Origin of the sequence: Herbiconiux sp. SALV-R1 (genome assembly GCF_013113715.1) — a bacterium.
Classification (GTDB): Bacteria; Actinomycetota; Actinomycetes; order Actinomycetales; family Microbacteriaceae; genus Herbiconiux.
On sequence record NZ_CP053344.1, the window covers coordinates 4,245,638 to 4,256,612 of the forward strand.

At 72.3% G+C, this 10,975-nt stretch carries 9 protein-coding genes; 3 read left to right on the forward strand and 6 right to left on the reverse strand.

What is annotated here, in order from left to right:
* The first annotated feature begins 91 nt into the window (after positions 1 to 91).
* Positions 92 to 1,744, forward strand: coding sequence for an MGH1-like glycoside hydrolase domain-containing protein (locus HL652_RS20180; RefSeq protein ID WP_171706962.1), 1,653 nt, complete (start codon positions 92 to 94; stop codon positions 1,742 to 1,744).
* A gap of 34 nt (positions 1,745 to 1,778) precedes the next feature.
* Here HL652_RS20180 and HL652_RS20185 read toward each other — a convergent pair whose 3' ends face one another.
* Genes HL652_RS20185 through HL652_RS20195 form a run of 3 tightly spaced genes read right to left on the reverse strand, consistent with a single transcriptional unit; the run spans position 1,779 to position 5,675 of the window.
* Positions 1,779 to 3,176 carry a glycoside hydrolase family 5 protein gene (locus HL652_RS20185; RefSeq protein ID WP_171706963.1) on the reverse strand — a complete coding sequence of 466 codons (1,398 nt, stop codon included), beginning with the start codon at positions 3,174 to 3,176 and terminating at the stop codon, positions 1,779 to 1,781.
* Positions 3,177 to 3,213: 37 nt separating this feature from the next.
* The gene (locus HL652_RS20190) at positions 3,214 to 4,365 is read right to left on the reverse strand and encodes a M24 family metallopeptidase (protein WP_253743511.1); all 1,152 of its coding nucleotides are present in this window, start codon (positions 4,363 to 4,365) and stop codon (positions 3,214 to 3,216) included.
* Positions 4,362 to 5,675, reverse strand: a complete 1,314-nt coding sequence (locus HL652_RS20195) for an MFS transporter (RefSeq protein ID WP_253743513.1) — start codon at positions 5,673 to 5,675, stop codon at positions 4,362 to 4,364. The genes HL652_RS20190 and HL652_RS20195 overlap by 4 nt, the downstream gene beginning before the upstream one ends.
* 157 nt (positions 5,676 to 5,832) lie before the next feature.
* Here HL652_RS20195 and HL652_RS20200 point away from each other — a divergent pair, with 157 nt between their 5' ends.
* Positions 5,833 to 6,036: a hypothetical protein gene (locus HL652_RS20200; RefSeq protein ID WP_171706964.1), complete on the forward strand. Its 204-nt coding sequence runs from the start codon at positions 5,833 to 5,835 to the stop codon at positions 6,034 to 6,036.
* Here the strand turns inward: HL652_RS20200 and HL652_RS20205 are convergent.
* A complete protein-coding gene (locus HL652_RS20205; protein ID WP_171706965.1) occupies positions 5,996 to 6,868 on the reverse strand; it encodes a helix-turn-helix transcriptional regulator in 873 nt (290 codons plus the stop codon). The genes HL652_RS20200 and HL652_RS20205 overlap by 41 nt on opposite strands.
* Before the next feature lie 101 nt (positions 6,869 to 6,969).
* Between HL652_RS20205 and HL652_RS20210 the strand changes: the two genes are divergently transcribed.
* On the forward strand, positions 6,970 to 8,394 hold the full coding sequence (locus tag HL652_RS20210; protein WP_171706966.1) for an MFS transporter: 1,425 nt from the start codon (positions 6,970 to 6,972) through the stop codon (positions 8,392 to 8,394).
* Between the two features lie 10 nt (positions 8,395 to 8,404).
* Here HL652_RS20210 and HL652_RS20215 read toward each other — a convergent pair whose 3' ends face one another.
* Both HL652_RS20215 and HL652_RS20220 read right to left on the reverse strand, forming a co-directional pair.
* Positions 8,405 to 8,971 (reverse strand): hypothetical protein, encoded by a 567-nt coding sequence (locus HL652_RS20215; RefSeq protein ID WP_171706967.1) that lies wholly within the window; start codon positions 8,969 to 8,971, stop codon positions 8,405 to 8,407.
* Between the two features lie 25 nt (positions 8,972 to 8,996).
* A complete protein-coding gene (locus tag HL652_RS20220; RefSeq protein ID WP_171706968.1) occupies positions 8,997 to 10,967 on the reverse strand; it encodes a beta-galactosidase in 1,971 nt (656 codons plus the stop codon).
* Between the last annotated feature and the right edge of the window lie 8 nt (positions 10,968 to 10,975).

Sequence of the window (10,975 nt, forward strand, 5' to 3'; positions counted from 1 at the left end):
CGTGGGCGGCCTCCGGGTCGCCCACGCTCTGCCGTGCCGCCCACCCGTGCTGCCCACCCGTGCTCGAGCCACTCTGCAGGAGGATGAACGCATGACCGCCCTCGACGACGCCCTCGATCGCCTGCGATCGGTCGACACCCTCGCGGCGGCGGGTCTCGACCCCGCGTCTCCGCTCGGCGAGGAGCTCGACGCCTCCGGTCTCGGGTTCGTCGCCCTCGGCGGGCCGCTCGAAGCGCGCTGGCACCAGGCGCTCGGCGAGCTGGGCGAGTGCGTACGGCAGCTCGACGGCGGGGCGCCCGTGCTCAACGAGGGCGGGGTGTACCCGGGCGCGTGGATCGAAAGCACGGGAACCATCAACGCCGAGCTGCTCGCCCGCTTCGCCCCCTCGATCGCCCGTGACACCCACCTGCTCTTCGCCGCCCACCAGCGCGACGACGGCATGATCCCGTACAAGGTGACCGCCGACGGCCCCGGGTTCAGCCAGATCCAGATCGTCACACCGCTCGCCCGCACGGTGTGGAACCAGTATCTCCTCGCCGGGCGCGACCCCGACTATCTCCGCACGATGTACGACGCGATGGTGCGCTTCGACGCCTGGCTGGCGCGCTACCGCGACACCCTGGGCACGGGCGGCGTCGAGGCGTTCTGCACCTTCGACACCGGGCACGATCTCTCGCCCCGGTTCTGGTTCGCACCCGACCGCGGCTTCGAAGCGGATGCGCGGCGCGTCGATCCCCTGCACCCCACCCTGCCGATGGTAGCGCCCGACCTCACGGCCAACGTGGCCTGTCAGCGCGGGTACCTGGCGCTCTTCGCCGAGGAGCTCGGGCTGCCCTCCGCCGAGGTGGAGGGCTGGCGGAGTGCCGCCGCGGCATCCGTCGAGGCTCTGCTGACCCAGTGCTTCGACGCCGACGACTCCTTCTTCTACGACCGCGATCGCAACGGCGTCGCCGTGCGGGTGCAGTCCGACGTGCTGCTGCGGGTTCTCGCCTGCGAGATCGGCGACTCAGCGCTGTTCGGCGAATCGCTCGAGCGGTACCTGCTCAACTCCCGCAAGTTCGGGGCGCACTACGGCTTCACTTCGCTGGCCCTCGACGACCCGCGGTTCGACCACGACTACGGGCGCAACTCCTGGGGCGGGCCCGTGAACTTCCTCAGTCTCATCCGCGCACCTCACGCCTTCGAGTACCACGGGCGGGTGGCTGAGCTGGCCTTCGCGTCGACCCCGGTGCTGGCTGCGGTGGCCGTCGCCGACCGCTTCCCGCAGTGCCTCGACCCGTGGACGGGGTCGCCGGGCTTCACCTCGGTGTACTCGCCGTCGATCCTCTGGTTTCTCGACACGGTGGAGCGGATGTCGGGCATCCTGCCCCGCCCCGAGGGCACACTGTGGTTCACGGGGCTGGCGCCGACCCGACTCGACCACGGCGCCGCATCCGTCGCCGTGGCGCACCGCCGTCGCGTCGACGGGGTGCTCGTGGAGTCGGCCTGCGACGACGCGCGCACGGTGGTGCTGCGCGACGGGGCGGAGTGGGCGACCTTCCCGCGAGGGTGGCGGCTCGTCACCGACCGCGCGGGCACGCCGCGCGCGGTGGTGGGGGTCGCGCCGCGCGCCGTCGCCGGAGAGCTCGTGCACGGCGGCGGGTCGCTGGCGCTGACGCTGGAGCCGAATGAGCGCGTGACGCTCGACGGCATGCGCGTGGCGGCGCGGGAGAGCGTCGGGTACACCCCGCCCCGCGCCGGCTGAGCGGCGCGGGCCGGCGCGCGCCCCCGCCGGCCGGCTACCGCTCGGCGAGGTGGCTGCGCAGCACCTCGGAGAGGCCCGTGCGCTCGACGCTGCGGTCGAAGCGGAACGAGCGGGCCAGCTCACGCGCGCGCTCGGGCGTGATCCCGGCGAACAGGTCGCCGAAGCGCTCCGCCAGGGGCTCGGCGAGCAGGATGTGGCGCACCAGCACCGCGATGTGCGGCTGGCGCCCCCACGGCCACGGCGCGTAGTCGGGGAAATCGGCGTCGAACACCGCGTCGATGGGATCGATGACCGACCGCACCCCCGCATCCGCCCCGCCCCAGGAATCGATGCCGAGTCGCGACTTCACCTCGACCGCGGGCGCGATGAGCTCGCGGTAGGGGCTGTCGGGGGCCGCGTAGACGAGGCCCTGCAGGCCGATGTCCTTGTACGTCCAGAGCGCCCAGCTCGCACCGTGGTCGCGGTAGATCTCGAGCTGGTCGCGCAGCAGCTGGTAGCGCCACGGGTCTTGCGAGCGGTCGGTGGAGTAGACCGGGCCGAACTCGCCGATCCAGATGGGGGTGCCGGTGCGGCGCATGTACTCGGTGCGGCGCAGGAACGTTTTCTCCACCACCCCGCGGTCGAAGTACTCGCCGCGGGTGGTGCCCGGGTACTCGGTGGCGCTCGTGATGCCGGGCAGGGCGTAGTCGTGAGCGGTGTAGACGGTGTTCGGCAGCGGCTCGGAGCGCCGCTCGAGGAAGGAGAAGTCGGTGGAGTACTTGTTGCCGTCGAGGAAGAGCACGTGCCGCGGGTCGACGGCGCGGATGGCCTTCTCGAGGCGGTCGTAGAACACCGGCAGCACCTCTCCGGTGGGGTCGGAGGGCTCGTTGATCGGGTTGTAGCCTGCTACCTCGGGCCGGTCTTTGAAGCGGTCGGCGAGGGCCTCCCAGAGGTGCACCACGCGGTCCTGGAAGTGCGGGTGGTTCCAGAACTCGGCGATGTGGGTGGGGTTGTCGCTGTGCCAGTGCTGGTTCTGCCGACCGGGCAGCGCGTGCAGGTCGAGGATCGAGTAGATGCCGTGGCGGGCGAGAAGCGTCACCACGCGGTCGAGCCGGGCGAAGCCCTCCTCCTTGAGCTCGAACGGGCGGGCGTCGTCTTCGAAGTGACGGTAGTTGAACGGGATGCGCACCGAGTTGAGGCCGAGCGAGGCCAGGTGGGCGGCATCCGCCTCGTCGAAGAAGTCGAGCAGGAACTCGTCGAAGAACGCGTCGTAGGCCTCCGGGCCCATCCGGTCGAGCAGCACGCGGCGGATGTTCTCCTCGTTGCCCGGGTAGCCGGTGATGAAGTTCTCCATGTTCATCCAGCCGCCGAGGCCGACGCCGGCCAGGCGCACGACCCGGCCGCTCTCGTCGACGAGGTCGCTTCCGTTCACGCGGATCCAGTCCAGGGTCATGTCTCTCCTTCTGATGGGACGCAGGCGTCGGGGTGATTCAGTGGTCGGCCGGGCGGAGGGCGACCGGCCGGGCGAGGCCGTTCACCTCGACCGTCGGCCAGTCGGGGTCGACCGTGAGTACGGTCACGGTGCGGTCACCGCATCCGTCGTCGTCGACGATGACGGTGTCTTCGACCTTGCGGCCGCGCACCGTGGGGTTCCAGGCGAAGGCCTGGCCCGACACCACGAGCTCGCGAGCTCCGGGGGTGGCGCGAGGGTCACGGCCCAGGTAGCCGGTCGGCCCGCCCTGGTGGTGCCCGAGCCAGGCGTCGGCGCCCAGGCCGTGGCGATCGTAGGAGACGGCGATGTCGCTCAGCACCTCGCCCAGAGCACGGCCCGGGCGGGTGGCGGCGAAGGCGTCGGCCTCGACGGCGAGCAGCGCCCTCTCGCGGGGGTCGAGGGCGGTGGCGGATGCGGCGCCGTCACCCGGCTGCCCGAAGTCGACCCAGCGGGTGAGGCTGGCGACGAGGCCGTGGCGGCGGGCGCCGAGGGCGAGCATCGCCCGGCTGCCGAGCGGCAAGTCGGTCGGCAGCGGGTGCCGGTGGTGCACGCGGCTCTCGCCGGCGACGAGCAGCACCACGGGCTCGGCACCCAGCGCCACCACCTCGGCGACGGCCCGGGCGGCGAGCTCACGCTCGGTCTCCGCGGGATGGGCGAGGTTCAGGATGCGCGTGGCGGCCCGGGCGAGATCGGCGCCCAACCGCGTGAACCGTCGACGCTCGAGAGGGAGCAGCGACGCTCTCGCCGCCCTCAGCTCGTCGGCGACGTCCACATCCACGTCGCGGAGGCGCTCGCCGGGCCCTTCTCCGGCCGGCAGCGGCGAGTGCCACGGCACGGGGGTGAACTCGATCCGGCCCCCTGCGTCGGTGAGCTCCTCGGCGGCGATCCGGTCGAGCTCGTGGGCGAAGGCGGCGACCTGGATGCGCCCGCTGCGGTGCACGGTGGCCGTGAAGACGGACGGCCCGCCGAGCGGCACCGTCACGCGGGCGCCGTCGAAGAACCAGGCGAGGTTCTCCGCGGAGGTGAGCTGCAGTGCGTCGGCGCCTCGGGCGTCGAGGAGGGCGGCGATGCGCTCGAACTTCGCCGGGCGGTCGGTGGTGGGGTCGTCGTCGATCGCAACCTCGGCTGTGGTGATGTCGGTCGTGCTCATGGAGTCGGCTCCTCGGCGTCGTAGGCCCGGAAGGCGGGGCGGGTGCGGAGATAGGCGGCGACGACGGCCCCGATGAGCACGGCGCCGAGGAGAGGGGGGAACCACAGGGCGCCGAGTGCGGCGAGGAACCCGGCGAACACGTCGCCGAGCCGCGGCCCCGCTGTCAGCACCAGCGTGAACAGGCCCTGCAGCCTGCCACGCATCGCATCCGGAGTCGCCGACTGCATCATCGTGGTGCGGAAGATGCCCGCCACGTTGTCGGCGGCGCCCGCGACGGCCAGCACGGCGCAGAGTGCGAGGAGGGCGCCGACGTCGACGGGTTCGGGGCCGTCGCCCGCATCCGACCGTGTGCCGAACATGAGCAGCAGCAGGCCGAGCGCGGCGACCGCGACGGCGAGAGCACTGGTGGCGAGCATGATCGCCCTGCCGTGCCGGCGCACCCCGCCGAGGGGGCCCGACAGTAGACCGCTGAGGATGACACCGACAGCGCCCGCGGCGGTGAGCATCCCCACCGTCCACGCCGAACCGCCCACGACGAGGGCGCCGACGGCGGGGAGGATGGCGTAGCTGCGGCCGAACGCGAAGGCCGCCACCTGCAGACCGATGGCGGTGCGGATGTTGCGCGCCGTGCGGAGGAAGCGCAGGCCGTCGACGATGGCGGCGAGACCGGGGCGCGTCGCTCCTGCCGGCACGATGGGGGGCAGCGAGACGATGCCCCAGAAGCCGATGACGAAGAGCACGACATCGATCGAGTACGTCCAGGCGAAGCCGACGGTCGCGACCAGCACGCCGGCCAGCGCGGGGCCGACGGCGCTCTGCACACCGGCGCTCACGCCGCTCAGGGCGGCGACGGCGGGGAGGAGCCGGCGTTCCACCAGGCGGGGGTGGATGGCGAAGCGGGCGGCGCCGACCAGCGCGCCGACGGTCGAGGAGAGGGTGGTGAAGACGTAGTAGGGCCAGGGCGTCTCGACGTTCGCCCACGCCAGGGCGGCGATGCCCACCGGCGCGATGAACGAGATCGAGGAGGCGACGATGAGCACCTTGCGGCGGTCGAACGCGTCGACCAGCGAACCCCCGAACACGCCCATCGCGACCATGGGCAGGAGCGCCAACCCGCCCACGAGGGCGACGGATGCGGTGGAACCGGTGAGCGTGTACACGTGGATGCCGATGGCCACGGCGGTGAGCTGCGTGCCGACCCCGCTGGCGATGCCGCTCACCCAGAAGCGCGCGTAGGCGGGGCTCTCGCGGAGCGGCGCGAGGTCGAGCAGCCACCCGCTGCGGCGCGGCGCGGCTTCGTCGAAAGACACTCGGTCGGCTCCTCACTGAAACACTCGGCGCCCTCAACCTATCCGAGAAACCGCTTTCACGCCATTCGGCACGGGCCTCGGCATCGCCTCCACCCGCCCCGCCACCCCTCGTTCAGGTGGCTGGAGCTGCGCACCGCCCGCTCGCTAGAGTTCACCCATGACGAGCCCCGAACCCCTCAGCCCCGGCCGCTACCGCGCGACCCTCATCCTGGGCCTGGTGCTCGCCATCGTGGCGTTCGTCATCGGGCTCGTCGTCGTGGTGCTGAACCTCAACCCGCTGTTCGGGTGGTTCTTCCTCGTCGTCGGTGCGGTAGTCGCCGTCATCGCCCTCCTGCAGCTGGTGCGGCAGAGCCGCCGCTGACTTCCGCCGCTGATCGGCTCGCCTGCGCCTGCTCGAGCGCACGGGCCGTGCCGGCGTCGGCGGGCAGGTGCACCAGGAGGCGCTCACCCTGCCCCGGTTGCAGCCACGTCGTCACGACCGTGAAGCTCAGCCGGCCCCACCGCGGGCTGTCGTAGACCTTCACGCTCGACCTCGGTGCGGCCACGTCGTGGCGCTCCCAGAGCTCGCGGAATCTCGCCGACCGCTCGCCGAGGGCGGTGACCAGGCGGGTCACCTTCGCCCGGTCGGCCCCCGGCGCGGTCTGCGAGCGGATGTGAGCGACCATCCTGCCGGTCACCGACTCCCAGTCGGGCATTCCGGCCCGCCAGGCCGCGTCGGTGAACGCGAGCCACATCGTGTTGCGCTCCTCGACCGGCAGCTCGTCGAGGTCGGTGATGAGGAAGCGGAAGGCGTCGTTGTAGGCCAGCAGGTCGTACGACGCGTTCTGCACGTACGCGGGCACCTCTCCCAGTCGTGCGAGCAGGTCGAGCACGGCGTCGTCGACAGCGGGGCGGGCGGTGTCGGTGACCGGGCGCGGCACCCCGGCGAGGTCGAACAGGTAGGCGCGCTCGTCGACGGTCAGGCCGAGCACACCGGCCACGGCCGAGAGCACGGAGGCCGAGGGATGGATGTCGCGGCCCTGCTCCAACCAGGTGTACCAGGTGACCCCCATCCCGGCGAGCTGCGCGACCTCCTCACGCCGCAGCCCGGGGGTTCGGCGCCGGCCGCCTGACGGCAGGCCGAGCTCGGCGGGGCTCACCCGCGCCCGGCGCGTGCGGAGGAAGGCGCCGAGCTCGCGACGGTCATCGTTCACAGCTCCAAGTCTGACGGATGCGGAACAGAGCAGGCAGGTAGTGCTGGTACCAGCATCACCACACTCTGGTACCAGCATCGAGGGTGGCCGAGCCTGGGACCATGACCTCACACACCGTCTCCTTCGCGCGGGAGTCGCGCGCGCATCCGTCGACCCTGTCGGGGTGGGGACTGGTCACGCTGCTGATCGGGCCGTTCCTCGCCAACCTCGACCTCTTCATCACGAACGTCGCCCTGCCGAGCCTGCGCGCCGACCTCGGCGCCTCGCCCGCGGCGCTCCAGTTCGTCGTCGCCGGTTACGCCCTCGCTTACGCGCTGCTGCTCGTGCCCGGGGGGCGGCTCGGCGACCACTTCGGCCGTCGCCGCGTCTTCGCGATCGGGCTGGCGCTGTTCACCCTCGCCTCGCTCGGTGCGGGTCTGGCGCCGACGGTGGAAGGGCTCATCGCCGCCCGCATCGTGCAGGGCGGCGCGGCGGCCCTGCTCGCCCCGCAGGCGCTCGCGACGGTGCAGTCGGTGCTCACCGGCCGGGCGCGGGCTGTGGCGATCAGCCGCTACGCGGTCGCGGGAGGTCTGGCGGCGGTGGCGGGCCAGCTCGTCGGAGGACTGCTGATTCAGGCTGACGTTCTCGGGCTCGGCTGGCGCCCGGTGTTCCTCGTCAACGTACCCTTTGGGCTCGTGGCGCTCGCGCTCCTCAGGCGCACGGTGCCCGAGACGCGGGCGCCCGCGGCGGCGGGGCTCGATCCGCTCGGAACGACCCTGCTCGGCGTGGTCCTGGTCGGCCTGCTCGTGCCGCTGACACTGGGCCCGGCCGCCGGGTGGCCGTGGTGGAGCGTCGCGCTGCTCCTCCTGGTCGCGCCGACCGTGGCGGCGCTCGCGTTCTGGGAGCTGCGCGAGGAGCGCCGGGGGAGGGCCGCCCTGCTGCCGCCGTCGCTCCTCCGCACGCGATCGATGCGTCGCGGGCTGCCCGTGGTGCTGGTGTTCTTCATCGCCTTCAGCGGGTTCCTGTTCGCGTTCGCCCTGGTGTCGCAGACCGTGCTCGGCCTCGGCCCGCTGCTCTCCGGCCTCGCCATCACGCCCACCACCGTGGTGTACGTGGCGACCTCCTTCGCCGTGCCCCGGCTCCTGCGCCGTTTCGGCCGCGGCGTGCTCGTGGCGGGCGGGCTGCTGCAGGCCGTCGGAGTCGCCGGGCTCGCGGTGGCGGTGGTGGTTGCGCCCGCCGATCCACCTCTCGGCGTCGTGCTCGTGGCCCTCGTCATGACCGGATGCGGTCAGGCTCTGAGCGTCGGCGCCCTGTTCCGCATCGTGCTGGCCGATGTGCCCGCCGCGCAGGGCGGCGTCGGCAGCGGCATGATGGTCGCCACGCAGCAGGCCGCGCTCGCGCTGGGTGTGGCGCTCCTGGGCTCCTTGCTCGGCTCGCTGCTGCCGGTCGACGCCGTGCTGGCGGTGGGGGTGCTGGGTGGGGTGCTCGTGGTGATGCAGGTGGGGGTCGCCGCGTCATCCGCTGTGCTGCCCCGGATGCGCGAGTGACGTCAGCGCGTCAGCCCCACCAGAACGCGCGGCCCGCCCCGACCCAGCGGGCGAAGCCGGTGGGGGAGGAGGCGAGCTGCGGGGGCAGGCTCTCGGAGGTGAACCAGTCGCTGACGGTGACCACGGGGATGCGCTCGGCCAGTGCCGCGAGGGTGTCGCCGAACACCTCCTGCGGGTCGTAGCGGGCGCGGAAGCTCTTGTCGATGCCGTGCACCGTGAGCAGCACTTCCTCGGGGCGGGGCCGCTCGAGCACCACGTGGTAGCTGATGTTGAACCGTCCGCCGCCCCCGCTCACGAGCACCTCGGCGAGGTTCGCGCGGAACCACCGCGCGCGCCCGCCGAGGCGGTAGAGGCGCAGGTTCGGGCCCGATCCCTCGACGTCGCGCGGGCGGAAGCGGAGCGTCGACCGCAGCGCGCGGTCGAGCTCGGCCATCGCGGCGTCGACGCGCTCGGGCGGGCCCGTGATCGCGACGGCCGGGGAGACCGTCATCCGGAGGTGTTCGAGCGCGGCCTGCGCGTCAGCCTGCGCGTCGGCGTGCGGGTCGACGCCGCTCGCGTCGAACGGATGCGCACTCACGTCGCCATCGTAACCACCCCGGCGATCACCTCGCCGTGAGCACCGCACTGCCGTAGGGCTCGAGCACGACCGTCTCCGCAGAGACCTCCACCGTCACGGTCTCGGCACCGTGGTTGACGAGGAACAGGACGTCGCCGCGTCGGCTCACCTCGACGGTCAACGGGAGCCCGGCGACGAGAGGCTGCACCCCTGCCGCTTCGAAGACGATGCGGCACAGGGCGTCGGTGCCGGCAGCGTCGGGCATGGTCGCGACGAAGTAGGCACGCCCCTTCCCCGACGCGCGCGAGGTCACGGCGGGCAGTCCGGCGGTGCGCCCGCTGGTGAAGGTGCCCAGCGCGGTGGCGCCGTCGAGCTCGAGCTGCTCTGCGAAGAGCGTTCCGTCGAAGGCCTCACCGCTGGCGAGGGTGACGCGGGCCGTGCGCTGTCCGGGTGCCGCGGGAGGAGCATCCGTCTGCAGCAGCGCCCCAAACTCCTCGAGACGCACGCCGAGCAGGGGGCCGAGCCGGGTGAGGAAGCCCCCCGGGCGGAAGCGGTCGCTCTCGTCGACGACGTCGCTGAACGTGGTGACAAGGAGATGGCCGCCGCCCTCGACGTAGCGTTCGAGGGAGGCCGCCCCGTCGTCGCTCAGCAGATAGAGCGCGGGTGCGAACACGCCGGCGTAGCCCGAGAGGTCGCTTTCGGCCCGCACGAAGTCGACGGTGACGTGCGCACGGTGCAGCGCCGCGTACCACTGCCGCACGAGCGGCAGGTAGTCGAAGGTGACGGGATGGTCGGGGTTCTCGATCGCCCACCAGCTGTGCCAGTCGAACACGATCGCCACCCGCGGATGCTCGTCGTCGGCCACCGTGTCGGGGTCGGGCAGCGCAGGCAGTGCGGCGAGAGACGCGCCGAGCTGCACCACCTCGCGCCAGATGCGGGTCGAGGTGCCGGCGTGCGGCAGCATCGCGCTGTGGAACTTCTCGGCGCCGGCCCGCGACTGCCGCCACTGGAAGAACAGGATGCCCGAGGCTCCCCGCGCGACGGCCTGCATCGAGGTGGCGGTCATCTGCCCGGGAGCCTTGGGGGCGTTGCTCGGCCGCCAGTTGAGGGCGCCGGTCGACTGCTCCATGAGGAGCCAGGGCACACCGGGCTTGAGCGAGCGCATCAGGTCTCTGGCCATGGCCGACTCCCGGAACGACTCGGGGTCGGCGGGGTCGGGGTAGCAGTCGTCGCTGATCACATCGACCTCTTGCGCCCAGGCCCAGTAGTCGGCGGGCTTGAACGCGCCCATGAAGTTGGTCGTGATCGGCTGGGTCGCCCCCGCCGCCCGGATGATGTCGCGTTCGGCGCGGTAGCACTCGAGCAGGGCATCGGAGGTGAAGCGCCGGAAGTCGAGCAGCTGACCCGGGTTGTGGCTGTAAGGAGCCCGCCGCGGGGGGAGGATCTGGGTGAACGAGCCGTAGCGCTGCGACCAGAAGTCGGTGCCCCACGCCTCGTTCACCGCGTCGATCAAGGAGTACCGGTCTCGCAGCCACTGCTGGAACGCATCCCGTGCCGAGTCGGAGAAGTCCTGATGCAGGTGGCAGCCGTACTCATTGTTCACGTGCCAGAGCTGCACGGCGGGGTGGTCGGCGTAGCGACCGGCCAGGGCCGTCACGAGCTCGGCGGCGAGCCGCCGGTACACCGGCGAGGTAGGGGCGTAGTGCTGCCGGCTGCCCGGGCCGACGACGTGACCGTCCACGTCGCGCGGCAGCATCTCGGGGTACTTCTCGTGAGCCCACGGGGGCGGCGAGGCGGTCGCCGTCGCCAGGTCGACCCCGATGCCGCCGTCGTGGAGGAGCTCCATCACCCGATCGAGCCACGCGAAGTCGAAGGCCCCCTCCTCGGGTTGGATGCGCGCCCAGGCGAAGACGCCCAGCGAGACGAGGTTGACCCCCGCCTCCCGCATCAGCCGCACGTCGTCGACCCAGGTCGCTTCGTCCCATTGCTCGGGGTAGTAGTCTCCGCCGTAGTACATCGTCGTGT